Consider the following 26850-nt stretch of genomic DNA (forward strand, 5'->3'; position numbering starts at 1 on the left):
AGCAAGCAGTAATACACCAATACTGCCGCGGCATCTAAATGACCCCACAAGGGTGACTTAGATGCCGTTTTCGTTTACATTCTTCCCATGACTAATTGCGTACTCTGTAAAGACGAACTCAAGCCCGAAGAGGGGCAGATCATTTGGCGCGGAGATGACTGTCGAGTCATCATGGTTAATGATCCCGATCTGCCTGGTTTTTGTAGAGTAATCTGGAATCGCCATGTGGCCGAGATGACTGATCTTAGCTATGGTGAGCGCGACCATCTCATGACCTTAGTCTTTGCCGTTGAAGAGGCTGTGCGTCACGTGATGCATCCTGATAAGGTCAACATTGCTGCCTTAGGCAATATGGTTCCCCATATTCATTGGCATGTTATTCCCAGATTTAAAGACGATGCTTTTTTCCCTGGATCCGCTTGGTCTAAGAAGACTCAAGAAACGAAAGCATCTACATTGGAAGCCAGAAGAAAAAAAGCTCAAGAATTGCCGGCAGCTATTAAGTCTGCCATTGCCAATCTTTCTTAAGCTAGTTTTTTAAGAGCCTCAAGATATTTTTCCGGACTAAGAGCTTGACCCTCACGTTGTGCCTCCCACATCAATTGTCCTAGGCATTCCATCATGAGGTGCTGGGCTTCATGCATTGAGCCTGCCTTCAATGACAGCTTGTCGGCGATCTCCTTAATGCCAGGTGGTTGATTAATTGAGATTTGCTCGCTAATTGATAAATGCATTGATAAATGAAGGAAGGGATTTGTTTCTCCGCGCTCCGGTGTGTAGTCCTGCGCTAGGGCGCCTTCTGGATCAGCGAGGAGAGCATGGTATTCCGGATGTTCTGACATCCAATCGCTAGCAAGCGTTTCCATCGGATCAAGAATATGATTCTCCGTCTTCTTTTTCCAGGTATCGCAGAAAAAGCGACGTACTTCTTCGCGGGTTGGATTAAATATCGCCACGAACTTTTCCTTTGCCAGTTTTTTGTTTGAATCCACATAGTGGCTCCACTATGCATTCTGCGCAATCAGGGTTGCGCGCCTTACAGGTATATCTACCATGCAGAATAAGCCAATGATGGGCATCATGTAGATACTCTTTTGGTACGCGTTTAAGTAATTGCTCCTCCACCTTGACGACATCCTTGCCTGGCGCTAAGCCCGTTCGGTTGGAGACTCTGAATATATGAGTATCAACAGCGATGGTAGGTTGACCAAAAGCTGTATTGAGAATTACATTCGCGGTTTTTCTGCCGACGCCTGGTAAGGCTTCTAATTCTTCACGAGTCTGAGGTACTTCACCCCCATGTTTTTCCAATAGCAGTCGACAGGTTTCCTGAATATGCTTACCTTTAGAATTAAATAAACCAATATGCTGAATGTAGGGTCTTACACCTTCTTCACCAAGATCTAAAAGAGCTTGCGGGGTATTCGCAACCTTATAGAGTTTGCGTGTTCCCTTGTTAACAGATACATCTGTTGCTTGTGCAGAGAGCAGTACTGCAATAAGAAGTTCAAAGGGCGAACTGTATTCCAGCTCGGTTTCTGGTTTAGGATTATTTGCTTTGAGCTGCTCAAAAAAAGCACGACGCTTTTCTAGATTCATCATTTCTTTTGTTGAGCACGTGCAATCGCTGCGGCAATGATGGCGCGTTTACGCTCTTGCTCTTTTAATGCTTCTTCAGATTGAGGCGACTCATTATTTACAGACTGCAATTTAGCGGCAGCCTTTTTGGCGAGTCGATCATCATTATCTTTTTGCTCTCGATCTAATCGTACGTCACGTTCGTGATAGCGCTTACGTGCGATATCAGCAAGATCGGGTGACCAAGCGTCCCAACCAGTTTTATCTCCGGTGACATTAATCATACTGATGCAATCTACTGGGCATGGTGGAATGCAAAGGTCGCAACCTGTGCACCACTCAGTCAGCACGACGTGCATTTGTTTAGAGGCGCCAACAATGGCATCAACTGGGCATGCCTGAATACAGAGTGTGCAGCCAATACATTTCTGTGGATCTATAAACGCAACTGGGCGAGGGCGTTCTACACCGCACTCTGGATCAATGGTGGGGTGGAGTTCAAAGGCATCCTGTGGATAGATGGGCACAAGAACCTTGCTCAGTCGCTGAATGCCCTCAATACCGCCAGGAGGGCATCGATTCGGTAAGGCTTCACCACTGGCCATGGCTTCTGCATATCCGCGGCAATCCGGGTAGCCACACTTAGTGCATTGTGTTTGCGGAAGAATATCCTCAAGTTGATCAACGAGGTTATTGGCTTGGCTCATGGGCATTGCTTACAAGGGTGCTCTTAAAATTAAAGGCCCCGAAGAGCCCTTAATTTATGCAGACTTAGTAGTTTGAGTAGCGGTTTTCTTCGTGTTCTGATGTTCGCGAATAAAGGCTTTGATTTTTGGATAAACCTTATCGCGCCAACGACGTCCAGCAAAGATGCCGTAGTGTCCTGCGCCAGCAACTTCATAGTGGTCTTTATTCTCTTTTGGAATGCCTGCACATAAAGCGTGGGCTGACCGTGTTTGACCACTTCCAGAAATATCATCAAGCTCACCCTCAACAGTAAGGAGGGCAGTCTTTTTGATGTCTTGTGGTTTCACGAGCTCACCAGCAACTTCCCATGTTCCATTAGGCAATGCATAGTCTTGGAACACAGTCTTGATAGTGTCTAGGTAGAACTTGGAGTCTAAATCCAATACGGCGTTGTATTCATCGTAGAAGCGAATATGTGATTCAGCATCCTGTTCGTCGCCGCGTACCAAGTTTTGGAAGTAATCCCAATGAGACTGCAAATGGTTTTGCGGGTTCATGGCAATAAAGCCAGTATGTTGCAAGAAGCCTGGATACACTTTGCGACCAGCGCCTGGGTAGTTAGGTGGCACGTTATAGATCACGTGACTCTCAAACCATTCATATGACTTCTGATCCGCCAAGTTATTCACAGCAGTTGGTGATTTACGTGCATCAATTGGGCCGCCCATCATGATCATCGATGCTGGGGTTGCTTCACCGGCAGATGCCATGAGAGAGATTGCACCTAATGTTGGAACGGTAGGTTGACATACAGAAATTACGTGCAAATCTTTTGCGCCGATAGTCCGAATAAATTCTTGTACATAGTGAACATAGTCATCGAGACCAAATTCACCATCTTCAACTGGAACCAAGCGTGCATCAATCCAATCGGTGATGTAAACCTTGTGATCTTGCAAGAGTGTGCGCACAGTGTCACGTAACAATGTGGAGTGGTGACCTGATAAAGGTGCCACTACTAAAACTACAGGATCTTCTTTGAGTTTTTTGATGACTTCAACATCATCGGAGAAGCGCTTGAAACGAACCAACTTGCAGAAAGGTTTTGCAAGGGTGGTGATTTCATGAATAGCCACTTCGCGACCATGTGCCTGCACGGAACGAATACCAAATTCTGGTTTTTTGTAATTCTTGCCTAAGCGGTAGAGGAGTTCATAGCTAGCAGCCAAACGCTCGGAGCCTGGAACCATTGATGCAGGATTAGAAGCGTTAATAAAAGCTTCAGAAGCAGCGCGTGCCCATGAGCTAACAGGCTGAAGTAAGGCTTTTTGGAATTCGTGTAACTGATATAGCATGGTGCCTCCGGTAATTCAGGGTATCCGCTTGTTACGCTAAGACGCGGGCGATTGCTTTAGCCACTTTATCAATATTTTTAGTATTGAGGGCCGCCACACAAATGCGTCCAGTAGAGAGAGCATAAATGCCGTCCTCTTTCTGTAAGCGCTCAACTTGCTCAGCCGTTAAGCCTGAGTAAGAAAACATTCCACGCTGCTTTTCGATAAAAGCAAAATCTTGCTTGACACCAGCAGCAGCGAGTTTTTCAACGAGACCATGACGCATTGCTTTAATGCGATCACGCATTTCTGCCAACTCGTCTTCCCAGAGCTTGCGCAGTTCTGGTGAATTTAAAACAGCAGCAGCAATTGCTGCGCCGTGAGTTGGTGGGTTGGAGTAGTTAGTGCGAATCACGCGTTTCAATTGTGAAAGCACGCGAGTAGATTCATCTTTGCTTTGTGTCACGATGGACAGTGCGCCAACACGCTCACCATAGAGTGAGAATGACTTAGAGAAAGAGCTTGATACAAAGAAAGACATGCCTGATTCAGCAAAGAGACGAACTGCAACACCGTCTTGCTCAATCCCGGCAGCAAAGCCTTGGTAAGCCATATCCAAGAAAGGAATCAAGCCCTTGTTTTTGCAGATATCAATTACTTGACGCCATTGCGCTTCAGTAATATCTGCGCCAGTTGGGTTGTGGCAGCAAGCATGTAATAACACGGTGGTGTTCTTTGGGAATGACTCTAAAGATTTCACCATGCCATCAAAATCGACGCCACGAGTTTTGCCGTCGAAGTAGGTGTACTCAACTACTTCAAAGCCAGCAGATTCAAAAATGCCGCGATGGTTTTCCCAAGTTGGATTGCTAATCGCGCATGGCGCATTTAAGTTGAGGCGTTTAATAAAGTCTGCGCCAACACGTAATGCACCTGTGCCACCAAGGCACTCAGCTGTTACAACACGACCATCTTTAATGAGTGATGAGTCAGCGCCAAACAATAAGTTTTGCACTGCGCTGTTATATGGATTTGGGCCTTCGATGGGAATGTAGCTGCGTGGAGAGTGCTTCGCAACAATTGCCTCTTCAGCTTTGATCACCGCTTTTAAAAGTGGAACCTTGCCTTCATCTGTGTAATACACGCCAACACCTAAATTCACTTTGTCAGCACGTTGGTCTGAAACGTAGGCTTCTGTGAGGCCAAAAATAGGATCTTTAGGGGCTAGTTGAACTGAGGCAAACAGGGTCATTTGAGCTTGAAATTGAGGGTTAAAGGGTGGTTTTGTTCGTAATTGACGTTAAATTCAGTTTAATTGTCGGTTTTTGAGGCCAGAATCAACTATTTCCTAAGAAAAACGGCAAAATCATTGTTTGTACAAAATTCGCTGTGAAGAAATCTCACAGGTGAAATGATAGCCGAGATGCCCCCTAAGTTGCCCAAAATTGCTCCAAATTCCGAAGTAAAAACGGTAAATAAAAGCCCGGCGGCAGATCCATTGGGCGAGGCCGGCCACGACCTTGATCCTACTAAGTTTGTGACCTTCCCAGACTCCCCTTATCAGCTCTATCAGCCATTTGCACCTGCTGGCGACCAACCTCAGGCGATTGATGCCCTGGTGGAGGGTATAGAGGATGGATTGACCTTTCAGACGCTTTTAGGGGTTACTGGGTCTGGAAAGACCTTCACGATGGCCAATGTGATTGCCAGAACAGGTCGCCCAGCCATCATTTTTGCCCCGAATAAAACCCTGGCTGCCCAACTTTATAGTGAATTTAGGGAGTTTTTTCCCAAAAATGCCGTTGAGTACTTCGTCAGTTACTACGACTATTACCAACCTGAGGCTTATGTACCTCAGCGCGATCTCTTCATTGAAAAAGACTCTTCAATTAATGAACACATCGAGCAGATGCGTTTGTCGGCAACCAAGAGTCTTTTAGAGCGTCGTGACGTCATCATTGTTGCTACTGTTTCTGCAATCTACGGTATCGGTAATCCGGGCGACTATCACAGCATGGTGATGACATTGCGCCCTGGTGACAAGATGAGTCAGCGCGATATTTTGATGCGACTCATTGCTATGCAGTACGACCGCAATGAATTGGATTTCAAGCGCGGTGTATTTAGAGTGCGCGGCGACACGATTGATATTTTTCCTGCCGAACATAATGAGTTGGCAGTGCGCGTTGAGTTGTTTGATGATGTTATCGAAAGTTTGCAATTCTTCGACCCTCTCACTGGAAAAATTCGTCAGAAGATTCCACGTTTTACAGTGTATCCAAGTTCGCACTACGTTACTCCGCGCGATACAGTTCTGAAAGCCATCGAAACAATCAAAACAGAATTGCGTACTCGCTTAGATGAGTTCGTTAAAGATGGTAAGTTGGTTGAAGCACAACGTCTTGAACAGCGCACCCGTTTTGATTTGGAAATGCTCAATGAATTGGGTTTTTGTAAAGGGATCGAGAACTACTCTCGCCACCTCTCTGGCGCCGCGTCTGGCGAAGCTCCGCCTACGCTGGTGGATTACCTGCCTAATGATGCTTTGATGTTCCTTGATGAAAGCCACGTTTTAATTGGGCAGCTCAATGCGATGTACAACGGCGATAAATCTCGTAAACATACCTTGGTGGAATTTGGTTTCCGTTTGCCTTCTGCGATGGATAACCGTCCACTCAAATTTACTGAGTTTGAAACGAAGATGCGTCAAACCATTTTTGTTTCTGCAACGCCAGCAGATTACGAGAACACTCATCAAGGTCAAGTTGTTGAGCAAGTCGCTAGACCAACTGGATTGGTTGATCCAGAAATCGAAGTCTTACCAGCAAGTACGCAGGTAGATGATTTGTTGGATCAAATACATGCGCGTGTAAAAGTAGGTGAGCGGGTGTTGGTGACTGTGTTGACTAAGCGTATGGCAGAGCAATTAACTGACTATCTATCCGATAACGGCGTGAAGGTGCGATACGTTCACTCAGATATTGATACGGTGGAGCGCGTAGAAATTTTGCGCGACTTGCGTTTAGGCGTCTTTGATGTATTGGTTGGTATTAATTTATTGCGTGAAGGTTTGGATATTCCAGAGGTCTCATTAGTGGCTATTTTGGATGCCGATAAAGAAGGCTTCTTGCGTTCAGAGCGCAGCTTGATTCAGACTATTGGACGGGCAGCTCGTAACGTGCGCGGCAAAGCGATTTTGTACGCCGATCGTATTACCGATTCCATGAAGCGGGCGATGTGGGAGACCGAAAGACGCCGAACTAAACAAATTGCCTTTAATAAACTACATGGAATAGAGCCAAAAGGGGTTCAAAAGCGGATCAAAGACATCATTGACGGCGTCTACGATGTCAAAGAGAAGCGTCAGGAGATGCAGGTTGAACAGGAGCGGGCTCGCTATGAGGATATGGGCGAGAAGGACCTGGCGGCTGAAATTAAGCGCTTAGAGAAGCAAATGAACGCTGAAGCCAAGAATTTGGAGTTTGAAAAGGCTGCCAACACCCGAGATCGACTTACTAAAGTCAAAGAAATGGCCTTTGGGGCCAGGTCCAGGGACTCGGTCTAAAGACCTAACCAGCTAATTCCCGGTTTGTCTGAGGGATTTTTGGGATAATTCCCGAGCAGATTGCTAGGGATTATGTTAAAGTTGAGTGGAATGGTCGGGTATTACCCGCCCGACTGTGAGCTGTCCATAACAATCCATTACCAAGGTGACATATGAGACTTACAACTAAAGGTCGTTTTGCAGTAACCGCAATGATTGATTTAGCCCTGCGTGAAACGCATGGCCCTGTAACTTTGGCTGGAATAAGCCAAAGGCAAAAAATTTCCCTTTCTTACCTCGAGCAATTGTTCGGTAAATTGCGTCGCTTCAATATTGTGGAGAGTACTCGTGGTCCTGGCGGTGGTTACACCCTGGCGCGACCATCTTCCGAGGTGAGTGTTGCTGACATCATCGTTGCAGTTGACGAGCCACTCGATGCGACTCAATGTGGCGGTAAAGGCAATTGCCATACCGATGAAGAAAATCATGGCCGCTGTATGACGCATGATCTCTGGAGTAATCTCAATTCCAAAATGGTTGAGTACTTGAGTTCAGTGAGTTTGAAAGATTTAGTGCAACAACAAGAAGGACGCGGCATTGTGATTCAAGATATGCGTCAAAAGAAAATCAAAGTTGAAAGCACTAAAGCAGATAAGCCTGCTCCTGCGCTTGCAGCTAAAAAAGAAGCCGCCCCTAAAGCACCATTAATTAATTCAGTATTTAATTTGGCGCGACAAAGTTAATAACGTATTACCTACCGATAGATAAACCATGAACGCCCCAAAAGATCTTCCAAAGCAACCGGTTCCGATGTTTAGCCCTAAGCACTTCCCGGTTTACATGGACTATTCCGCTACTACGCCGATTGATCCTCTTGTGGTCGACAAAATGTTGCCTTATCTGCGCGAGCAGTTCGGTAATGCTGCGTCACGCAGCCACGCTTATGGCTGGGCCGCAGAAGAGGCGGTGGAGTGGGCGCGTTCAGAAGTTGCCCTTTTGGTACATGCTGATCCACGGGAAATCGTATTTACTAGCGGCGCGACTGAAAGTATTAATTTGGCATTAAAAGGCGCTGCGCATTTTTATAAAGATCGTGGCAATCACATCATCACCGTAAAGACTGAGCACAAGGCTACTTTAGATACATGCCGCGAATTAGAGCGCGAAGGCTTTGATGTCACTTACTTAGATGTGTTGCCGAATGGTTTGATTGATTTTGCGCAACTTGAAGCTGCAATGAAGCCGGGAACAATTTTGGCCTCAGTGATGTATGTCAATAATGAAATCGGTGTTGTGCAAGATATTCCTGCGATTGGTGAATTGTGCCGTTCACGCAGCGTCATTTTTCATGTAGATGCAGCGCAAGCGACCGGCAAAATAGAAATTGATTTAGAAAAGACCAAAGTAGATTTGATGAGCTTCTCCGCTCATAAGACTTATGGACCCAAAGGTATTGGCGCCTTGTTTGTGCGTCGTAAGCCCCGTATTCGCATTGAGGCTCAGATTCATGGTGGCGGGCATGAGCGTGGTATGCGCTCTGGAACCTTAGCCGTGCATCAGATTGTTGGTATGGGCGAGGCATTCCGTATTGCTCGCATCGATATGGCCGAAGAAAACAAGCGTATCCGTGCTTTGCGTGACCGCTTATTAAATGGCTTAAAAGATATTGAAGAGGTTTATGTCAACGGCGACATGGACAATCGAGTGCCTCATAACCTGAACATTAGCTTTAACTATGTTGAGGGGGAGTCCATGCTGATGGCATTGAAGGATTTAGCGATCTCTTCCGGTTCGGCATGTACTTCAGCATCTTTGGAGCCTTCGTATGTATTGCGTGCCCTGGGCCGCAATGATGAATTAGCCCATAGCTCTATTCGTTTTACCTTAGGCCGCTTTACGACTGAGGAAGAAGTGGATTTCACCATCAAGTTGGTGAAAGAAAAGATTGCCAAGTTGCGTGAGTTATCACCACTGTGGGAAATGTACAAAGATGGAATCGACTTAAGCACGATTCAATGGGCAGCACACTAAAAGACATAAGAGATTAAAGAGGAAATACCATGGCATATAGCGATAAGGTCATCGACCACTACGAAAATCCCCGCAACGTTGGTTCATTTGAAAAAGGTGACGACAGCGTAGGTACCGGCATGGTTGGCGCACCTGCATGTGGTGACGTGATGAAGTTGCAAATTCGCGTGAATGACAAAGGTGTAATTGAGGATGCTAAGTTCAAGACTTACGGCTGCGGTTCTGCGATTGCTTCATCTTCATTGGTAACCGAGTGGGTTAAAGGCAAGACTTTGGATCAAGCCCTTGAGATCAAGAATTCATTGATCGCTGAAGAGCTTGCATTGCCACCAGTAAAAATTCACTGCTCCATCTTGGCTGAAGATGCCATCAAGGCTGCGGTAGCCGATTACAAAGAAAAGCATCCAGCGAAATAAGCAGGTACCACTATGGCAATTACCTTAACCGACAAAGCAGCTGCACACGTAAACCGCAATCTACAGAAACGCGGTAAAGGTTGTGGCTTGCGCTTGGGCGTTCGTACTACAGGATGTTCTGGTTTGGCGTATCAACTTGAGTATGTAGATGAGCCCGCCGCTGAGGATCAAGTATTTGAGTCCAATGGCATTAAGGTGTTTGTAGATCCAAAAAGTTTGGCTTACTTAGATGGCACAGAGCTGGATTTTGTACGCGAGGGTTTGAACGAGGGATTTAAGTTTCAAAATCCAAACGTAAAAGATGAGTGTGGTTGTGGCGAATCCTTCCGCGTCTGACGATTACTTTCACTTCTTTGGTTTAAATCAGCAATTCAAAATCGATTTGCCTGCATTAGATCAGGCTTACCTAGCAATTCAGAAAGAAGTACATCCTGATCGCTTCGCCCGCGGAAGTGACTCTGAGCAGCGTCTTGCTATGCAAATGGCGACCTTAGCGAATACCGCTTACCAGACGCTTAAAAATCCCATCCAACGTGGCTTGTATATGTGTCAACTTCATGGCGTTGATGCCAAGTTGGAGACCAATACAGCAATGCCTGCTGCTTTTCTGATGAAGCAGATGGAATGGCGTGAAAATCTAGACGAACAGGCGGAAGACTTGCCTGCACTTGAGGACTTAATGTCTGAAGTTGAGAAATCTAAAGCAGATACTCTTGCAGAAATCACTCAGGCTATTGATGGCGCTAAGAATTATCAGCGAGCAGCAGAGCTACTGCGTGGTTTGTTGTTTATCGATAAGTTTGCGGTTGAGCTTGACGACACTATTGCGGCCTTAATCTAGTCCTTACCCAAGCTAAACTCTATCTCCTATGGCCTTATTACAAATCTCTGAACCCGGTAAATCGCTAGCGCCTCATCAGCGTCGTATTGCCGTGGGCATTGATTTGGGCACTACTAATTCTTTGGTAGCGATTGTGCGCGATGCCTTGCCAAAAGTCTTGGCAGATGCTCAGGGTCGTGAGTTGCTTCCATCAGTGATTCGCTATCTACCCAATGGTAGAACTCAAGCCGGTTTTGAGGCCCTTGAAAGTATCGTGCTTGATCCAAAAAATACGATTGTTTCAGTGAAGCGTTTTATGGGTAGAGGTTTACTTGATGTGGAGCATATTGAAAGTGCTCCATATGATTTTGTTGATCAGCCTGGAATGCTTAAATTAAGAACAGTGGCTGGGGACAAGAGTCCAATTGAAGTTTCTGCTGAAATCTTGGCACGCTTGCGTCAGTTGGCAGAAGACTCTGTGAATGATGAAATCGTCGGTGCTGTAATTACAGTCCCTGCATACTTTGATGATGCGCAACGTCAAGCAACGAAAGATGCTGCGAAATTAGCTGGTATTGAAGTCCTCCGTTTATTGAATGAGCCAACTGCGGCGGCAATTGCCTATGGCTTAGATAATGCCTCGGAAGGGGTATACGCCGTCTACGATTTGGGTGGTGGCACCTTTGATATTTCCATACTGCGTATGAGTAGGGGTGTCTTCGAGGTTCTTTCTACTGGGGGTGACTCTGCTCTAGGTGGTGATGACTTCGATCATCGCTTGTATTGCTGGGTCATTGAGCAAGCTAAGCTTCCGCCACTATCTATACATGATCATCGTACGCTCTTGCAGGCCTGTAAACATGCGAAAGAGCAACTTAGCCACAATCCGTTAGCGCGCGTTCATGAAACGCTTGCTGATGGCACGGTAGTTAATGTCGGTATCAGCCAAGCCCAATTTTTTGAGATCACTCAGAATCTCGTTACCAAAACCCTCATGGCTTGTAAAAAGGCCTTGCGAGATGCAGGACTCAAATCTGAGGATGTTAAAGGCGTGGTGATGGTGGGTGGTTCAACCCGCATGCCAAATGTGCAGCGTGCTGTTGGAGAGTTATTTGGTACGCAGCCATTAAATAATTTAAATCCTGATCAAGTTGTTGCATTAGGCGCAGCAATGCAGGCTGATCTGCTGGCTGGTAATCAGAGTAAAGATGATGAGTGGCTCTTGTTGGATGTCATTCCACTTTCTCTTGGTGTGGAAACCATGGGCGGCTTGGTAGAAAAGATTATTCCTCGTAATACGCCGATTCCAGTAGCTAGAGCGCAGGATTTCACAACCTTTAAAGACGGCCAGACTGCCTTAGCAATTCAGGTGGTACAGGGCGAACGTGAGTTGGCACAAGATTGCCGCTCTCTCGGTAAATTTGAGTTACGCGGTATACCAGCCATGGCTGCGGGAGCTGCACGCATCCGCGTTACCTTCCAGGTGGATGCTGATGGCCTTCTATCTGTAAGCGCAACCGAGCAAGGCTCTGGCGTTAAAGCGTCAATTGATATTAAGCCTTCTTACGGCTTAACTGACGCAGAGATTACACGCATGCTGCAGGATGGTTTTGCCTCTGCTAAAGAAGATTTGCTTTCTAGATCCTTGCGTGAAGAGCAGGTTAATGCTCAGCGCTTGCTGGACGCAGTGCAAACAGCTCTCAATAGTGATCGCAATCTTCTCAATGCAGAAGAGCAGAATAAGGTCGATGAAGAAATGGCATTGCTTCAAAAAATATTGAATGAAGAGAAGGATAGCGAAATCGTTCGTAAGGCAGTTGACCGAGCTGCTAAAGCTACCGATGACTTTGCACAAAAACGCATGAACGCTAGCATTCAGAAGGCTTTGTCCGGAAAAAATGTTGCTGAAATTTAAGCAAGAAAATATTAATAGAACATAAGTAGAAAAGAATCATGACCCAAATCGTTGTCCTACCGCATAGTGAGTATTGTCCTGAAGGAGCAGTTGTTGAAGTTGCTCCGGGTACGTCGATTTGTGAGGCTTTGTTGGAGAACGATATTCCAATTGAGCATGCTTGCGATATGGTGTGTGCCTGCACTACCTGTCATGTGATTGTGAAAGAGGGCTTTCAAAGCTTGAATCCTCCTGATGAAAATGAGGAAGATATGCTTGATCGTGCTTGGGGCTTAAATCCTCAATCTCGATTGTCTTGCCAGGCTATTGTGGCAAAACAGGATTTGGTGATTGAAATCCCCAAATATTCAATCAACCATGCTAAAGAAAATCACTAAGATTTCATGATGAGATTGGTGAGATTCTCGCTACTCCTATTTACTTTAGTTTTTGCTTCACTTACTCCTGTACACGCGAATGAAAATCATCCTGGAATAGTGACGGACTTGGTGGTTCGCAGTGGTAATGATTGGACAGGCAGCCCATTGCCTCCTTATTTGATGAGTGCGCCAGAGGTTGCTGTAATGCGATTTACTATCCCTCCAAATACTGCGTTACCAATTCACAAGCATCCCGCTATTAATGCTGCTTATGTAATTGATGGGGAGCTGACAGTCTTTCAAGAGGGTGGTATGCAGCGCAACTTTAAAAAGGGCGATGTTGTGATCGAGATGGTTGAAAAGTGGCATCACGGCATCAATCAAGGTTCCGTACCCGTGGAATTGGTGGTTTTCTACGCCACCACCAAGGATCTGCCTTTGGCAATTAAGAAGCCCAACCCCTAAAAACTAGGGATTGATGCACCAACTTGATGCATCAATCCCTGTAATCATGCAAATGCTATCAGGCGGAGATTTCTAGAGTATTAATATGAATTCGTAGTTCATTCTTTAGGTAGTACCTCCAAAAAAATCTTTTAAGCCATCCTTCGGGGTGGCTTTTTCTTTGATGGTTTTTTATTGGGTTGGAATATTTCGAGCCTTAATGACTTTTTCCCAGTTTGCAGACTCGGCTTGTATTTTGGCATCTACATCTTTGCTTTTCATCATCATTGGCGTTAAACCGTTGGTATCCAAATTGGCAAGCAGGGTTGGAGCTTTGAAAGATTTTTCGGTGGCCACATAAATTTTGTCAATGATTGATTGTGGTGTGCCCATTGGAACTGCCAAAGCAAACCAACCAGTATTTTCAAATCCAGGAATCGCCGCTTCAGAGACGGTAGGGACATTGGGTAATTGCTTTAATCGCTTGCTACTTGTAACGGCAAGTGCTTTTACTTGTCCTGCTTTAGCAAAACCGCCGGTTGCAGGGAAGTTACCTGCCATGAAATCAATTTGCCCAGCTATCAAATCATTCAAAGCAGGGTTCTCACCTTTATAAGGCACGTGAGTTGCCTGAATTCCGGCTGCATAAATAAAGTTTTCATTGGCCATGTGTATCTGGCTGCCGATACCTGCGGATCCAAAATTCAGTTCTTTGGTTTTAGCTAAGGCGATCAGTTCGGGGAGTGTATTTACTGGAAGCTTCGGATTTACAGCAATAACCATCGGCACCGTTGCAATAGTGGTGATGTAAGTTAAGTCTTTTGCATAGTTAATAGCTGCTTTTTTGTAGATAAAGGGATTCACTGTCATCATGCTGCCAGAGGCTAGGAGAATGGTGTAGCCATCCGCTGGAGATTTGGCTACTATTTCTGCCCCAATATTTCCGCCTGCTCCCCCGCGATTTTCAACAATCACGTTTTGTCCAAGATTCTTGCCAAGCTCTTGGGAAAGGATTCTGCCTAAAATGTCTGCGCTTCCGCCTGCGGCAAATGGAACAATCATCTTGATAGGTTTATCGGGCCATGATTGTGCGGCTAGATTGCTAGAGCCTAATATGCCAAGTGCATAACAAAGCACGGCAACCCATTTTTTCTGCTTAATAAAAGTACTCTTGAAAGATGACATAGTATTTTTCTCCGATTGCCTTGTTATAAATATTTTTTGTTTGTAAAAGGTGATGCTTTGAATTCGCTCGCCCAGTTTTTTAAGGTGCTGGCGATATTGTTAGGATCTTCATCCCAACTAAGGCGATGTTGAAAGGCTGGACGTAGTTCGGAACCAATGCCGCAGCCCCACAACTGAAGATTGGGTTGTTGCTCGCACCAAGCAATAGCCTGTAGAAGGTGATTCTTTAGAAATTCCTCGCCATTTGCCTCAATAGTTGCTCTATCCATTGGGCAGCCATCAGAAAATAAAATCAACGTATTGTTGCCATGTCGATTGTTGCTGCTATTTTGTAATCGTTCAGTCGCCCATATGAGTGCCTCACCATCAACACTCTCTGCATAAATTTCAGGGCGCAGCAGAGCGGCGATCCCTGCTCGAGATCTTCTCCAGTTTGTATCAAAGTCTTTAAAAATCCAGTGAGCTCGTTCATTGAGGCGGCCGGGATTTGGAGGTTGACCATTTTTACGCCATTCTTTAAAGGGTCTTCCACCTTGCCATGAGCTGGTGCTGTAGCCAAGAACCTCAGTTTTAATGCCTGCTTGCTCTAGTATTCTCACTAATGAATCTACACAGGCTGCAATTTTGACGCGCTGCTCTTTCATTGATCCTGAGCAGTCAATAAGCAGTGTAGTTTTTGCATTTACCTTGCTGGTAGTTGCAAGCTGCTTATATAGAGCTGGCTGTAATGGTGAGGTAGCGGCGCGTATCAGATAGCGGCGATCAAGCAAACCTTCTGCCTCAGTGGTTTGCCAACGTTTTGGGAGCTGACTAGCGAAGATTTGCTGATAGATTCGAATGAGCTTGGCCCAAGGAATATTTTGTTTGGCAATTTCTCGATTCAGTTGATCTTGATAGGTGGCTAATTGAGCAGACCGAATTTTTTTCTTGGCCTGAGCTTCGCTATCGTAGCTAGAGTTGTAGACATGATATTTTTCGAGTGACTTTTTGAGCAAAAGACGCTGCTCACTCGAGTTGCTGGCGGGACTCTTAATGTCTACCGCTACTTTTCCAGCATGAGGAGGTACCCATTCGATTTTGAGATGGGTGGCACTTTGATTTTTGCGTTTAGTGCGAATGCTCGGGTTGTTGCGATACTCGTCTGCAATTAATCCAGAAGCCAAGCTAATTACTTCGTGAACTACTTTTGCATACGCTTCCTGATTAGTTCGATTTGCTTTCAGCTTTACCAACAGAGGGCCTATGTCTTGAGCAATGCCTGCCCTAGTAGCTTCAACGATATCTTGCATTAGTTGTGGAATTGGTTGGCTATTAAGCTTCATCCATACGGTTGAAAAGATGGTGACTAGCAGCAGGCCAATACTGCCTTCAACGCCACCACTGGCAATAAATTGCTGCATCCAGGCAATAAATTGAGTCTGGGCATTCTTACGGCATCCTTTGAGCTCATCTGGGCAGTTACTTTCTACCCGGATCTGCTCCAAGACCTCAAATATCAAAGATTCGAGCATTCCTTCTGGAGCGAGTGAAGTATGCAAGGCTGCATCCGAATGGCGCAGGCGTAATGCGATGCCATCCAATACACCGCGTGGATAAGCCCATGATGCTTTTAGATTTTCAAGGCTGAGGTGCGGAGCGATTGACTCCAGCGGAGCTGCATTATGAAAGAGCTGCCAGTCTCTAATTTGCGCACTTTTTTCCCTGGACAATGATCTAATCATTGCCCCATATTGTTGCTGTTGTTCGAAGTCTAGATGGGTTTGGGTTTGCAAGGTGGGTGTAAAAATCTCTGGTTTATTTATTGTTTAAATCCAGCTCGCTGTCAAAGCAGCGTTGATAGTATTCGGCTACCAAAGTTTTTTCTTCTGACTCACATTTATTTAAAAATGCCAGAGAAAATGCAATCTGCAAGTCCTTAAAGATGCGCCAGTTTTCACCCCAAGTAATCAGTGTTCTGGTCGACATTAATGTGGAAATATCACCCGCGGAAAAACCGCTTCTGGTAAGGTTGGCAAGGCTAATCATTGCCTTTGCCTGAGCATCCGATAGCTCTGGTACCTTAGCCATCAAAATCCTTTGTTCTTCCTGTGGTTCCAGGTAATTCAATGCAGCTACGATGTCCCAGCGATCCATCTGACCGTGATTTAGTAATTGAGTACCTTGATATAAGCCATTCCAATTGCCAAGACCAACAGTATTACTGGTGGCAAAGATTCGAAAAGCAGCATTAGGGTTGATCACTCTATTTTGATCAAGTAAGGTGAGGCGACCTTCGCGCTCCAACATTCTTTGAATCACAAACATCACATCTGGTTGGCCCGCATCGTACTCATCGAGGATGAGAGCAACAGGACGTTGCAAACTCCAGGGAATGAGTCCTTCTTGAAAGCGGGTAATTTGCTTGCCATCTTCCAGGCTAATGACGTCTTTACCGATCAAATCCATGCGCGTAATTTGCCCGTCTAGATTAATTCGTAAGCAGGGCCAATTTAATCTAGCGGCTACTTGTTCTATATGGGTGGATTTACCGGTGCCATGCATTCCTTGCAGCATGACTCTGCGATTGAAAGCGAAGCCCGCCAGAATGGCTAATGCGGCCTCTGGATTGAGTTGATAACTTGGATCAACCACAGGCACCAGTTCACTAGCTTGATTAAATGCGGGGATCTCAAAATCCGAAAAGCCTCGGCATGCCGGGAAGGCTGAGTGCAGGGAAACCCGTTTTTCAGGCTGCAAACCCAGTAAATCTATTGAAGAAGTGCTTTCAGCCATTTCCTTGCCTTTAAAAGTCTTAATATGTTGTCAAATATATTCCAGATTGGGGTTTATATGCTTGACTTTAGTAAAAATACGCTATTATTATTCATATTGTAGAACAAAATGTTCCGTTTAATTGAATACCTAGGAGAGCTTTATGTCTAAGTCTGGCGCTAATTTGCCTACCGGCCCACAAAAAATGACCCCTTCCGAAGCATTTGTGGAGACCATGGTCGCTAACAAGGTCAAGGATATCTTTGGAATCATGGGCTCAGCCTTCATGGATGCAATGGATATCTTTGCTCCTGCAGGTATTCGCTTAATTCCAGTGGTTCATGAACAAGGCGCTGCACATATGGCCGATGGCTATGCGCGCGTTAGCGGAAGTCATGGCGTGGTGATTGGACAAAATGGTCCTGGCATTAGTAACTGTGTCACTGCAATTGCTGCTGCTTACTGGGCGCATAGTCCAGTGGTAATCATTACTCCTGAAACAGGAACAATGGGTATGGGCCTAGGTGGGTTCCAAGAAGCCAATCAATTGCCGATGTTCGAAGAGTTCACAAAGTATCAAGGACACGTGAATAATCCAAAGCGTATGGCTGAATTTACTGGCCGCTGTTTTGATCGCGCTCTATCAGAGATGGGTCCAACTCAGTTGAATATTCCACGTGATTATTTTTATGGTGAGATCGAAGTAGAAATTCCGCAACCTAATCGTCTCGATCGCGGTCCTGGTGGTGAAAAGAGCTTGGATGAGGCGGCAGAGCTATTGGCTAATGCCAAGTTCCCAGTCATTATTTCTGGTGGTGGCGTAGTGATGGGTGATGCGGTTGAGGAGTGTAAGGCATTTGCTGAGCGTCTTGGTGCCCCAGTAGTTAATAGCTATTTACACAATGACTCCTTCCCAGCTAGCCATCCATTATGGTGCGGTCCCCTTGGTTATCAAGGCTCTAAGGCTGCTATGAAATTGATGGCACAGGCTGACGTGGTCGTTGCATTGGGCTCACGTCTTGGACCATTCGGCACATTGCCACAGCATGGCATGGATTACTGGCCAAAAAATGCCAAGATTATTCAGATCGATGCAGACAATAAGATGCTCGGCTTGGTGAAGAAGATTTCCGTAGGTATTTGCGGTGATGCGAAAGCTGCCGCAGTTGCATTGACTAAGCGTTTGGAAGGTAAGAAATTGGCTTGCGATGCAACTAAAGCAGAACGTGCCAAAACAATTGCCGCTGAAAAAGCTGCATGGGAAAAAGAGTTGGATGAGTGGACTCATGAAAAAGACCCATTCAGCTTAGACATGATTGAAGAGCAGAAAAAAGAAGTGACTCCTACGGGAGGTCATTACTTGCATCCACGTCAAGTGTTGCGAGAGCTTGAGAAGGCTATGCCTGCTGATGTAATGGTGTCTACTGATATCGGTAATATCAACTCCGTTGCTAATAGCTATCTCCGCTTTGAGAAGCCACGTAGTTTCTTTGCCCCAATGAGTTTTGGTAACTGCGGTTACGCATTGCCAACGATTATTGGTGCCAAAGCAGCAGCGCCAAATCGTCCTGCGATTGCCTATGCCGGTGATGGCGCATGGGCTATGAGTATGGTTGAGATTTTGACTGCCGTCCGTCACGATATTCCAGTTACTGCAGTTGTGTTCCATAACCGTCAGTGGGGTGCAGAGAAAAAGAATCAAGTGGACTTCTATAACCGTCGCTTTGTGGCAGGCGAGCTTGAGAGCCCAAGTTTTGCCGGTATCGCGCAATCTATGGGTGCGGAAGGCATCGTGGTTGACCAGCTTGACCAAGTGGGACCAGCACTCAAGAAAGCGGTTGAAATGCAGATGAAGGAAGGCAAGACCTGTGTGATCGAGATTATGTGTACTCGTGAACTCGGTGATCCGTTCCGTCGTGATGCATTATCTAAGCCAGTTCGCTTCTTGGATAAATATAAAGATTACGTATAAGACGTGACGAGCATAAAGAAAGGGTCCGGTTTAGCTGGACTTTTTCTTTTGCGCTAGACTATTTCCACCCACCCTTTGCTGAGGTCTGTTTATGAATGCCCTAATAATTAAAGGTTTCAAATGTTTCTTAGCATGCTTTGGTTTGATTGTTTTTTCAAGCAATGCGCTGGCCCAAGCCTACCCGAGTAAGCCGATACGTTTAATTGTGCCATTCCCTCCCGGGGGTCCAACTGATATTGTCGCTAGACCGTTAGCAGTGCTATTAGGCGATCGCTTAAAAGAGCAAGTCGTTATTGAAAACAAGGGCGGAGCTGGGGGTTCAATTGGCGCTGATCTAGTTGCAAAGTCGGCCCCGGATGGCTACACCTTATTCATGGGGACAGTTGGTACGAATGCAATAAATGGCAGTTTGTATAAGCAGTTGCCTTATGACATGACTAAAGATTTCACACCAATCGCCTTGGTGGCTACAGCCCCGGTTGTAATTGTTGTGAACTCCAGCGATCGCATTAAAACTCTTGCGGAGTTAATTGCAGAGGCTAAATCAAAGCCTGAAACTATTGCGTATGGTTCTGCAGGAAATGGAACGCCAGGGCATTTAACAGCCGCTCTATTTGAATCAACCACACAAATTAAGCTAAAGCATATTCCGTATAAAGGCAGCGCACCTGCAGTAACGGATTTAATTGGAAATCAGATACCTTTGGTTTTTGATCCAATTCAGTCAGTCTTGCCCCATATTACTTCAGGAAAATTACGCGCTTTGGCTGTGACTAGTAAGACCCGCTCGCCGTTGCTGCCGAATGTGCCAACAGTTGCAGAATTAGGTTATCCACAGTTTGAATCCACTGCTTGGTGGGCTTTATTTGCTCCAGCTAAATTGCCTGAGCCAATTACCAAAATACTGAGAATGGATACAGAAAAAGTGGCGCAATCAGCAGCTTTTAAGGAGCGTTTAGGTAACTTAGGTGTACAGCCTAATACTGACTTTAAGGAGAGCTTGGCTAACTTTCAAACTAGTGAAATTGCTAAATGGGCTAGGGTAGTTCGTGACTCTGGCGCCACTATTGATTAATACTAAACATGAGAAAAAAATGAAACTGAACGCAGAAGAAAAGGCAATGCTTGCTGGAGAGCTTGGTCCAGTTAGGCAAATTGCAATTCAACATCAAATTAAGGTCGGTGAATTCTTTGGGGCTGAGGACTTAGTTCCTGTATCTCAGGCTCATATCATGGCGGATACCGAGAGTCTTGGTGAGGCTGGGGTTGAGTGGTTAGAGGGATTGGCAAAAAATGCTATTGCAGACCGCATGGTTCGTATTCCAACCATTACCGACCCAAGAGGAACCGATTTCACAAAAGCAAAACAATTGGGTCAAACTGAAAAGATGCTTGAGTTGGAGAGACGTGCGATTGATGCGTTTGTCAAAATGGGCGTTTCAATGACAGACACCTGTATTAATTACCAAACAATTATGGCTCCAGTGTATGGAGAGCATTTGGCATTTGGTGATACGGGCGTCGTGATCTACTCAAACAGTGTTTGTGGTGCTCGATCTAATTTTGAGGGTGGCCCTTCAGCATTGGCGGCGGGTCTTACCGGCAGAACACCGCGTTATGGCTATCACTTAGATCAATACCGTAAGCCAACTCATCGTTTTAAAACTTCATGGACTCCTCAGACTTTGAATGAATGGGGTGCGCTAGGTGGATTAATCGGAAAAAAATCTGGTAACTACTGGTCTGTACCTGTGCTCGAGGGAATTGCAGGTCATCCTGGCTCTGATGCTATGAAGCATTTTGGCGCAGCCATGGCCAGTTTTGGTTCTACCGCTTTATTTCATGTATTGGGTGTTACACCAGAAGCTTTGCATGCGAGAGATCTGGAGTATTTGCATCTCCCAGAGGTTCTAATCACCAAAGAAGAGGTGATGGGCTTGCAAAATTCGTATCGGATTGCTGAAGAAATCGATGTCGTTGTATTTTCGGCTCCGCAATTAAGTCTGATGGAAATGAAGAGTATTGCCGAGTTGTGCAATGGCAAGAAATTTATCAAACCTTTGCTAGCGATGACAAGTCCGCAGGTGAAGCCTGACTCCGATCGCATGGGCTATACCGAAATGATTGAGAGTGCTGGCGGAACAGTGTTTTCTGGTATGTGTTTTTATCAATCGTATGCGAGAGAAATTGCCGAGACAAACGGATGGAAGGTCTTGGCAACAAATAGCGCAAAGATAGTAAATATTTTGGGTGGCTATGGCTACACGCCGATGTTGGCATCGATGGAAGATTGTGTTCAAGCTGCTGTAACGGGGAGACTTAAGTGAGTACAAAAATATACAAGGCTAAACATGCTCAGGGCGAGAGTATTGAGGGTGAGTGCCTCAGCGCATCAGATGGTTTTTCCGCTCGTTATGATTTAGATCGTCTTAAGGGAGTCTTTTCAAGACCTGCTCATAAGTTATTTGGCCAATCGTATAAAGATAAAATTTTAGTATTGGATGCCGCTAAAGGAGGTGTTGCAAGTGCTTGGATGCTATATGAGATGAAGTCTAGAAATCTTTGTCCATCAGCCATTATTTTTAACGCTGTTAATCCAATTTTGGCTCAAGGCGCAGCGCACGCCGGGATCCCCATGTTGAGTGGTTTTGATTGCGATATTACACAGGCTATCGCCAGTGGAGCTAGATTGCGCATTGATACTAAGAATCAAACAGTAGAGGTTCTCTAGTTCTCTTTTAAAAAATGGAGTGATATTCAGATAAGCTCGGTCGAATACGACCGGGCTTATTTTTTAATACTGTACCGATCGTAATAAAGCAGATGGGCTCTTCGTCATCGGTGAGTTGGAATAACTTCCTAATGCGATCACTTTGTAGCGCTCTCCCGCTCGATAATCCCGAGCCAAAACCAAAGGCGTAAGCACTTAAGAGAATATTTTGAATGGCACACCCGAGGGATATCAGTTTTTCTTGTTTGCTGATATCTTCATTGCTATCTTTGTAGTTCGCCACCGCCAGCAATAGGAGTGGTCCACGCGAAGCCTTATCAAGCGCTTCCTGTTGCTGTATTGAAGTAGCCTCTTGATCTCGATCTAATAGGCATTGACGAAAGACTTCTCCGAGAGCGGGGCGACTACCTTCTTGAATCTCAATGAACCGCCATGGCACCATTCTGCCGTGATCGGGGGCAGCATTGGCTGCTAAGAGGATAGTTTCTTTTTGAGTTTGACTGGGCCCTGGGTTGCCCAGTCTTTTCGGCGATATGTGAGTCCTGCCGTGGATAAGCTGTTCGGCGAATTGATCTATCGGCATCAGATGTATTTAGGAAACTCTTTGGTAATACAAATTCTGCGGGTGGTTAGCTTCAGCAAAAAACATCCATCTTTCAGCAAGCAAGCCCACATAGTTGATTAGTAATGCCAATGTAATCACCAAGAAATTAGGTGAAGTAATGGCATAAGCCATCAAGATCATGGGGAGTATGTATGTGCAAAGCAAAATAATCTTACGTAAATTAGCGATCACTCTATCGGTTTGATGGTGAAAGAATTCTCTAGTATTAAAGCTGCCACCCATAAGCCCCATGGAGGTTTGGCGAATATTACTGCCTTTGATGCCAGTCGCTGTAGCTAGATTCGACTTTGGTTTTAGCTTGCGATTACGAGTCCAAATCCAGAGCTTCAGGTTGAATGATAAAAATAATAACAAGAAAGCGATGATGGAGAGTGGGGCATCAATCATTTGCACCGAAGCATCACCCCAAACCGCAATCAATAGCTCTAACAAAATCCAGCCCGACGTCATCCCCAGCAGAATAAAGTTAGTTAGGGTGGAGGGATGTGACCACTCTTGAATGAAGCGAATGCACTGATAGATCTTTGCGGTACATACCCAAAGAGCCATGGTGGTGAAAAGTAGAGCAAGCCATAGCCACTGCGGTACTTGGCTAAAGCGCGCATAAAGGTAAATGACTGCTGTGACAGCCATGACCGCTGGTAAAGCGATAACCTCTCTTGATAACCAGGAGGTTCTCCACATCATGGCAGCGCGCCATGCTCGCTCAGGGTGACCCAAGTGAAAGAATGAAGCAACTAAGCCTAAAGCCAGTAGTACAAAAGCAACCGGAAGGGCAAGGTTTGTAAGGAATGCGCTTGGAGTAGCTTGGCTATGCAAGTTTGCTAGCGCTATAAAAAATAGCAGGCCCTGCGCCATTCCGGCTAAGGTAGTAAAGAAAATAATTGAAAATTGTGGGCGCATTATTTGTCATTCCTTGCTGCATCAATCGTTTCCATAATGGAGCGCGGTAAATAGTGATTGGCGGGTTGGGTTTCCCATTCAGGCATGAGCGCATAACCTGAGCGTTCTTCTATCGCCTTGCTGGCATCAGACTCTGGATCGTGGACATCACCAAAGATGCGCGCACTAGTAGGGCAGGCAAGTACGCATGCTGGCTTTTTCTCGGCCTCTGGCAAGGTCTCGCTATAAATACGATCTACACAGAGCGTGCATTTAGTCATTACCTGACGTTCTTGATCAAGCTCGCGTGCACCGTAAGGACATGCCCAAGAGCAATAGCTACAACCAATACATTTGTCGTAGTCAACAAGTACGATGCCATCTTCTTTGCGTTTATAGCTTGCGCCTGTAGGGCAAACAGGAACACAGGGAGGCTCTTCGCAATGTAAGCAGGACTTTGGAAAGTGAACTGTCTGTGTATTTGGAAAAGTGCCCGCTTCAAAGGTTTGTACTCGGTTGAAGAAGGTGCCACTTGGGCTCGCGCCATAAGCATTGAGATCAGTCAGCGGACCAGCTGAGCCAGAGGTGTTCCACTCTTTACAAGAGGTAACACACGCATGGCAACCTACACATACATTTAAATCAATAACGAGAGCTAGTTGTTTATTTTTTTTGCTCATTTTGTCTCCCCCGATTTTTTGAGGGCCATTCCGGGCACTTCAAATGCTTTTACTTGTGGCCAAGTTTCTTTTGGTTCATTTTCGTCTGCTGGGGCCAATCGAACTCTGACGTCATACCATCCCGCTTGACCAGTGATTGGATCGGAATTGCTTACAGTAAATCCACCTAATGGAAGTTCTTCCGAGATAAGGTGATTTAACAAGAACCCTTTTTTAGATTCATCCGCATCGTTTGTAAGACTCCAAGCAGATTCTGCTTTGCCAATAGCATTCCAAGTCCACACTGTCCCTGGATCAACCGCCTCAGAGTGTCTCGCCATGCAGCGGACTTTACCCCATTGAGATTCGATCCACATCCATGCACCATCAGCAATACCACTCTTAAGTGCAGTAGCAGTATTAACGTATAAATAGTTATGACTATGAATTTGTCTTAACCAAGCATTCTGTGAGTCCCAGGAGTGGTACATCGCCATTGGACGCTGGGTAATTGCATTCAATGTAAATTTGGTGAGATCAGTTGCCTCATCTTCCAGTGGCGGGTACCAGAAAGGCAACGGATCAAAGTATTTATAGATGCGCGCTTTGAGATGTTCTGGAGGTTGTGCGCCCGGACGTTTTCCAGTCGATGCCAATCTAAAGCGTTGCAAGATATCCGAGTAGATTGCAATCATGATTGGATCATTTTTCTGGCGTAGAGCATTTTCTTTTGAGAAATCTAAATAGCCCTTATTCCAATTGCGCATGTATTGATGCTCTGGGGGCATGTGATATTGATGTACACAATTGTTTTCAGCGTATTTTTGCCATTGATTTGGATTAGGTTCGCCACGCAATGGCTTATCACCGTCCTTGCCGCGCCAACCACTTAAGAACCCAATACCTGAATCTGGAGTAGTTTGGAATCGGGTAATAAAGTCTGGGTAATCCTTAAACTTACGTTCACCCTCCGGAGTGGTAAAGGCTGGGAACTTTAAGCGGGAAGCCAGCTCAATCAATACCTCTTGGAATGGTTTGCATTCACCTAGAGGCTCAAGAACAGGGATGCGAACAGAATCAACAGGACCATCAAATTCTGAAATTGGCCTATCAAGCATGCTCATGACATCATGGCGTTCGAGATAGGTGGTATCTGGAAGAACTAGATCTGCAAAGTCCACCATCTCTGACTGGAATGCATCACATACCACTAAGAATGGGATCTTAAATTCACCATCATCATTTTTTGCATTGAGATGTTCACGAACTTCCATGGTATTCATGGTGGAGTTCCATGACATATTGGCCATGAAAATCATGAGCGTATCAATGGAGTAGGGATCACCTTTAACTGCATTAGTAATGACGTTATGCATTAATCCGTGCGCTGCTAACGGATGCTCCCAGGAATAGGCTTTATCAATACGCAGCGGTTTACCATCAGAATCCAGTGCTAAATCTTCTGGCTGTGTTGGCCATCCGAGCGGAGGTTTAGCTAGTGGAGTATTTGGCTTGATGTCATTTTCAGAAGAAGGGGGTTTTGCATTAGGCGGTACCTGTCTTGGGTAAGGCGCTTTATGCCTAAAACCACCCGGACGATCAATGGTGCCCAATAGCGACATGAGCACAGCAAGGCCACGCGTTGTCTGAAATCCATTGGAGTGGGCAGATAAGCCGCGCATGGCATGGAATGCAACTGGCCTACCAGTTACAGAGTCATGTTTTTCGCCCCAAGAGTCTGTCCATGGAATCGGTAATTCAAATTCTTGCCCGAATGCAGTGTCTGCCATTTCAAGGGCAAGCTTGCGAATGCGTTCTGCTGGAATGCTAGTGATTGCTGCAGCCCATTCAGGAGTAGTTTCACTAACTTGTCGTTTGAGAAGTTCAAATGAAGGAGCCACTTTCTTACCTTGGTGCGGCCCTGGGCCCATCACATATTCGCCCAGTAAAGCGGGTGACGTGCCTTGCGCGAAACAAGGTTTAGCGCTTTGTGACTTTTCATCCCAGATATATTTGTTGTGCGGCAAATCAGTATTGAGCGGGTCAGAGTCAGGGTCATACAGAAATAAGCCTTCTTCTGGACCTGAATCCATGCAAACTAATTGTGCTGAGTTGCTAAAACGCTTTAAGAATGGGGCATCGTACTTCTCAAGGCGTATCAGTTCATGCATTAAGGCCATAAACAGTGCGCCATCAGTTCCAGGCTTAATCGGAATCCACTCATCAGCAATAGCAGAGTAGCCAGTTCTTACTGGATTGATGGAAATGAAGCGGCCACCAGCACGTTTAAATTTCGATAAAGCAATCTTCATTGGATTGCTATGGTGATCTTCCGCTGTGCCAATCATGACAAACAATTTCGCTTGATCTAAATCTGGGCCACCAAACTCCCAGAAGCTTCCGCCGATGGTATAGATCATGCCTGCAGCCATGTTCACAGAACAAAAGCCACCGTGCGCTGCATAGTTAGGCGTACCAAACTGTCTTGCAAATAAACCAGTCAGGGCTTGCATCTGATCACGACCAGTAAAGAGGGCAAACTTCTTGGGATCGGTAGCACGAATTTTTGCAAGCCGTTCAGTCAGAATATCAAAAGCCTTTTCCCAGCTAATAGGTTCAAATTCACCATTACCTCTTTCGCTGCCTGCCTTACGCAACAGGGGTTGTGTAATGCGCGCAGGAGAATTCTGTTTCATGATTCCCGAGGAGCCTTTGGCGCAGATGACGCCTTGGTTTAGGGGATGCTCAGGATTACCGTCTATATAAACTAATTTACCTTCTCGTAGATGTGCTCGAATACCGCAACGACAGGCACACATATAGCATGTAGTTTTTTTAATTTCCGTTGCAGGTGCTTGCTTATTAATCGGGTCATGCACGGGATCATTGGAAAATATTTTGAACATGGTCTTCTCAA

The 26850-nt window shown here is 45.6% G+C and carries 26 protein-coding genes; 14 read left to right on the plus strand and 12 right to left on the minus strand.

The window, feature by feature from the left end; genetic code table 11:
* Positions 1-87 precede the first annotated feature (87 nt).
* Entirely contained in the window at positions 88-528 is a 441-nt protein-coding gene (locus tag PKF022_RS02485; RefSeq protein ID WP_281777092.1) for an HIT family protein, read from the plus strand.
* Here PKF022_RS02485 and PKF022_RS02490 read toward each other — a convergent pair.
* From PKF022_RS02490 to PKF022_RS02510, 5 genes are read right to left on the minus strand one after another with little or no spacing between them, the layout of a single operon-like run.
* Complete coding sequence (locus PKF022_RS02490; RefSeq protein WP_281777455.1) at positions 525-950, minus strand: DUF1841 family protein; 426 nt, start codon at positions 948-950, stop codon at positions 525-527. The genes PKF022_RS02485 and PKF022_RS02490 overlap by 4 nt on opposite strands.
* Positions 943-1599 (minus strand): endonuclease III, encoded by a 657-nt coding sequence (gene nth, locus PKF022_RS02495; RefSeq protein WP_216231951.1) that lies wholly within the window; start codon positions 1597-1599, stop codon positions 943-945. Before nth ends, PKF022_RS02490 begins: the two co-directional genes overlap by 8 nt.
* Positions 1599-2285 carry an electron transport complex subunit RsxB gene (gene rsxB, locus PKF022_RS02500; RefSeq protein WP_281777093.1) on the minus strand — a complete coding sequence of 229 codons (687 nt, stop codon included), beginning with the start codon at positions 2283-2285 and terminating at the stop codon, positions 1599-1601. Before rsxB ends, nth begins: the two co-directional genes overlap by 1 nt.
* Positions 2286-2339: 54 nt before the next feature.
* Complete coding sequence (gene phaZ, locus PKF022_RS02505) at positions 2340-3620, minus strand: polyhydroxyalkanoate depolymerase (RefSeq protein WP_281777094.1); 1281 nt, start codon at positions 3618-3620, stop codon at positions 2340-2342.
* A gap of 31 nt (positions 3621-3651) precedes the next feature.
* A complete protein-coding gene (locus PKF022_RS02510; protein WP_281777095.1) occupies positions 3652-4851 on the minus strand; it encodes an amino acid aminotransferase in 1200 nt (399 codons plus the stop codon).
* Positions 4852-5010: 159 nt separating this feature from the next.
* Here PKF022_RS02510 and uvrB point away from each other — a divergent pair, with 159 nt between their 5' ends.
* The 9 genes from uvrB to PKF022_RS02555 all read left to right on the plus strand — a co-directional run bounded on the left by uvrB (position 5011) and on the right by PKF022_RS02555 (position 13149).
* A complete protein-coding gene (gene uvrB / locus PKF022_RS02515; protein ID WP_281777096.1) occupies positions 5011-7164 on the plus strand; it encodes an excinuclease ABC subunit UvrB in 2154 nt (717 codons plus the stop codon).
* 152 nt (positions 7165-7316) lie between these two features.
* Positions 7317-7886: a Fe-S cluster assembly transcription factor gene (locus PKF022_RS02520; RefSeq protein ID WP_281777097.1), complete on the plus strand. Its 570-nt coding sequence runs from the start codon at positions 7317-7319 to the stop codon at positions 7884-7886.
* A 67-nt stretch (positions 7887-7953) separates the two neighbouring features.
* Positions 7954-9174 carry an IscS subfamily cysteine desulfurase gene (locus PKF022_RS02525; RefSeq protein WP_281777456.1) on the plus strand — a complete coding sequence of 407 codons (1221 nt, stop codon included), beginning with the start codon at positions 7954-7956 and terminating at the stop codon, positions 9172-9174.
* 29 nt (positions 9175-9203) lie between these two features.
* The gene (gene iscU, locus PKF022_RS02530; RefSeq protein ID WP_281777098.1) at positions 9204-9590 is read left to right on the plus strand and encodes a Fe-S cluster assembly scaffold IscU; all 387 of its coding nucleotides are present in this window, start codon (positions 9204-9206) and stop codon (positions 9588-9590) included.
* A 12-nt stretch (positions 9591-9602) separates the two neighbouring features.
* Positions 9603-9926 carry an iron-sulfur cluster assembly protein IscA gene (gene iscA, locus PKF022_RS02535; RefSeq protein ID WP_216231435.1) on the plus strand — a complete coding sequence of 108 codons (324 nt, stop codon included), beginning with the start codon at positions 9603-9605 and terminating at the stop codon, positions 9924-9926.
* Entirely contained in the window at positions 9904-10431 is a 528-nt protein-coding gene (gene hscB, locus PKF022_RS02540) for a Fe-S protein assembly co-chaperone HscB (RefSeq protein ID WP_348773172.1), read from the plus strand. Before iscA ends, hscB begins: the two co-directional genes overlap by 23 nt.
* A gap of 28 nt (positions 10432-10459) precedes the next feature.
* Positions 10460-12325 (plus strand): Fe-S protein assembly chaperone HscA, encoded by a 1866-nt coding sequence (gene hscA / locus PKF022_RS02545; RefSeq protein WP_281777100.1) that lies wholly within the window; start codon positions 10460-10462, stop codon positions 12323-12325.
* A gap of 38 nt (positions 12326-12363) precedes the next feature.
* Positions 12364-12702 (plus strand): ISC system 2Fe-2S type ferredoxin, encoded by a 339-nt coding sequence (gene fdx, locus PKF022_RS02550; protein ID WP_215348652.1) that lies wholly within the window; start codon positions 12364-12366, stop codon positions 12700-12702.
* 6 nt (positions 12703-12708) lie between these two features.
* Positions 12709-13149 carry a cupin domain-containing protein gene (locus PKF022_RS02555; RefSeq protein ID WP_281777101.1) on the plus strand — a complete coding sequence of 147 codons (441 nt, stop codon included), beginning with the start codon at positions 12709-12711 and terminating at the stop codon, positions 13147-13149.
* A 171-nt stretch (positions 13150-13320) separates the two neighbouring features.
* Here the strand turns inward: PKF022_RS02555 and PKF022_RS02560 are convergent, their stop codons facing one another.
* The 3 genes from PKF022_RS02560 to PKF022_RS02570 form a co-directional block, all read right to left on the minus strand.
* Entirely contained in the window at positions 13321-14313 is a 993-nt protein-coding gene (locus PKF022_RS02560) for a tripartite tricarboxylate transporter substrate binding protein (protein WP_281777102.1), read from the minus strand.
* 23 nt (positions 14314-14336) lie between these two features.
* Positions 14337-16034: a hypothetical protein gene (locus PKF022_RS02565; RefSeq protein WP_281777103.1), complete on the minus strand. Its 1698-nt coding sequence runs from the start codon at positions 16032-16034 to the stop codon at positions 14337-14339.
* Between the two features lie 73 nt (positions 16035-16107).
* Positions 16108-17085, minus strand: coding sequence for a MoxR family ATPase (locus PKF022_RS02570; RefSeq protein WP_281777104.1), 978 nt, complete (start codon positions 17083-17085; stop codon positions 16108-16110).
* A 142-nt stretch (positions 17086-17227) separates the two neighbouring features.
* On the opposite strand from PKF022_RS02570, the gene xsc reads away from it, so the two are divergent.
* The 4 genes from xsc to PKF022_RS02590 all read left to right on the plus strand — a co-directional run bounded on the left by xsc (position 17228) and on the right by PKF022_RS02590 (position 21767).
* The gene (gene xsc, locus PKF022_RS02575) at positions 17228-19036 is read left to right on the plus strand and encodes a sulfoacetaldehyde acetyltransferase (protein ID WP_216231442.1); all 1809 of its coding nucleotides are present in this window, start codon (positions 17228-17230) and stop codon (positions 19034-19036) included.
* Positions 19037-19127: 91 nt separating this feature from the next.
* Positions 19128-20111: a tripartite tricarboxylate transporter substrate binding protein gene (locus tag PKF022_RS02580; RefSeq protein WP_281777105.1), complete on the plus strand. Its 984-nt coding sequence runs from the start codon at positions 19128-19130 to the stop codon at positions 20109-20111.
* Positions 20112-20130: 19 nt separating this feature from the next.
* The gene (locus tag PKF022_RS02585; protein ID WP_281777106.1) at positions 20131-21363 is read left to right on the plus strand and encodes an aconitase X catalytic domain-containing protein; all 1233 of its coding nucleotides are present in this window, start codon (positions 20131-20133) and stop codon (positions 21361-21363) included.
* Positions 21360-21767, plus strand: a complete 408-nt coding sequence (locus PKF022_RS02590; RefSeq protein ID WP_281777107.1) for a DUF126 domain-containing protein — start codon at positions 21360-21362, stop codon at positions 21765-21767. The genes PKF022_RS02585 and PKF022_RS02590 overlap by 4 nt, the downstream gene beginning before the upstream one ends.
* A 7-nt stretch (positions 21768-21774) precedes the next feature.
* Here PKF022_RS02590 and PKF022_RS02595 read toward each other — a convergent pair whose 3' ends face one another.
* The 4 genes from PKF022_RS02595 to PKF022_RS02610 are packed head-to-tail and all read right to left on the minus strand — an operon-like array spanning position 21775 to position 26839.
* Complete coding sequence (locus tag PKF022_RS02595) at positions 21775-22350, minus strand: nitroreductase (RefSeq protein WP_281777108.1); 576 nt, start codon at positions 22348-22350, stop codon at positions 21775-21777.
* A 9-nt stretch (positions 22351-22359) separates the two neighbouring features.
* Entirely contained in the window at positions 22360-23295 is a 936-nt protein-coding gene (locus PKF022_RS02600; protein WP_281777109.1) for a DmsC/YnfH family molybdoenzyme membrane anchor subunit, read from the minus strand.
* On the minus strand, positions 23295-23954 hold the full coding sequence (locus tag PKF022_RS02605) for a 4Fe-4S dicluster domain-containing protein (RefSeq protein ID WP_216231445.1): 660 nt from the start codon (positions 23952-23954) through the stop codon (positions 23295-23297). The genes PKF022_RS02600 and PKF022_RS02605 overlap by 1 nt, the downstream gene beginning before the upstream one ends.
* On the minus strand, positions 23951-26839 hold the full coding sequence (locus PKF022_RS02610) for a molybdopterin oxidoreductase family protein (RefSeq protein WP_281777110.1): 2889 nt from the start codon (positions 26837-26839) through the stop codon (positions 23951-23953). Before PKF022_RS02610 ends, PKF022_RS02605 begins: the two co-directional genes overlap by 4 nt.
* Between the last annotated feature and the right edge of the window lie 11 nt (positions 26840-26850).

Origin of the sequence: Polynucleobacter sp. KF022, from assembly GCF_027924105.1 — a bacterium.
Lineage (GTDB): Bacteria > Pseudomonadota > Gammaproteobacteria > Burkholderiales > Burkholderiaceae > Polynucleobacter.

Bases quoted from the DNA above. Each gene is read 5' to 3' on its own strand.
- iscU (WP_281777098.1), top strand. From the start codon at position 9,204: ATGGCATATAGCGATAAGGTCATCGACCACTACGAAAATCCCCGCAAC.
- PKF022_RS02525 (WP_281777456.1), top strand. From the start codon at position 7,954: ATGTTTAGCCCTAAGCACTTCCCGGTTTACATGGACTATTCCGCTACT.
- PKF022_RS02510 (WP_281777095.1), bottom strand. From the start codon at position 4,851: ATGACCCTGTTTGCCTCAGTTCAACTAGCCCCTAAAGATCCTATTTTT.
- uvrB (WP_281777096.1), top strand. From the start codon at position 5,011: ATGATAGCCGAGATGCCCCCTAAGTTGCCCAAAATTGCTCCAAATTCC.
- PKF022_RS02485 (WP_281777092.1), top strand. From the start codon at position 88: ATGACTAATTGCGTACTCTGTAAAGACGAACTCAAGCCCGAAGAGGGG.
- PKF022_RS02560 (WP_281777102.1), bottom strand. From the start codon at position 14,313: ATGTCATCTTTCAAGAGTACTTTTATTAAGCAGAAAAAATGGGTTGCC.
- PKF022_RS02580 (WP_281777105.1), top strand. From the start codon at position 19,128: ATGAATGCCCTAATAATTAAAGGTTTCAAATGTTTCTTAGCATGCTTT.
- PKF022_RS02585 (WP_281777106.1), top strand. From the start codon at position 20,131: ATGAAACTGAACGCAGAAGAAAAGGCAATGCTTGCTGGAGAGCTTGGT.
- xsc (WP_216231442.1), top strand. From the start codon at position 17,228: ATGTCTAAGTCTGGCGCTAATTTGCCTACCGGCCCACAAAAAATGACC.
- fdx (WP_215348652.1), top strand. From the start codon at position 12,364: ATGACCCAAATCGTTGTCCTACCGCATAGTGAGTATTGTCCTGAAGGA.
- hscA (WP_281777100.1), top strand. From the start codon at position 10,460: ATGGCCTTATTACAAATCTCTGAACCCGGTAAATCGCTAGCGCCTCAT.
- phaZ (WP_281777094.1), bottom strand. From the start codon at position 3,620: ATGCTATATCAGTTACACGAATTCCAAAAAGCCTTACTTCAGCCTGTT.
- PKF022_RS02605 (WP_216231445.1), bottom strand. From the start codon at position 23,954: ATGAGCAAAAAAAATAAACAACTAGCTCTCGTTATTGATTTAAATGTA.
- rsxB (WP_281777093.1), bottom strand. From the start codon at position 2,285: ATGAGCCAAGCCAATAACCTCGTTGATCAACTTGAGGATATTCTTCCG.
- PKF022_RS02565 (WP_281777103.1), bottom strand. From the start codon at position 16,034: ATGATTAGATCATTGTCCAGGGAAAAAAGTGCGCAAATTAGAGACTGG.
- PKF022_RS02570 (WP_281777104.1), bottom strand. From the start codon at position 17,085: ATGGCTGAAAGCACTTCTTCAATAGATTTACTGGGTTTGCAGCCTGAA.
- PKF022_RS02520 (WP_281777097.1), top strand. From the start codon at position 7,317: ATGAGACTTACAACTAAAGGTCGTTTTGCAGTAACCGCAATGATTGAT.
- PKF022_RS02600 (WP_281777109.1), bottom strand. From the start codon at position 23,295: ATGCGCCCACAATTTTCAATTATTTTCTTTACTACCTTAGCCGGAATG.
- nth (WP_216231951.1), bottom strand. From the start codon at position 1,599: ATGAATCTAGAAAAGCGTCGTGCTTTTTTTGAGCAGCTCAAAGCAAAT.
- PKF022_RS02610 (WP_281777110.1), bottom strand. From the start codon at position 26,839: ATGTTCAAAATATTTTCCAATGATCCCGTGCATGACCCGATTAATAAG.
- PKF022_RS02595 (WP_281777108.1), bottom strand. From the start codon at position 22,350: ATGCCGATAGATCAATTCGCCGAACAGCTTATCCACGGCAGGACTCAC.
- iscA (WP_216231435.1), top strand. From the start codon at position 9,603: ATGGCAATTACCTTAACCGACAAAGCAGCTGCACACGTAAACCGCAAT.
- PKF022_RS02555 (WP_281777101.1), top strand. From the start codon at position 12,709: ATGATGAGATTGGTGAGATTCTCGCTACTCCTATTTACTTTAGTTTTT.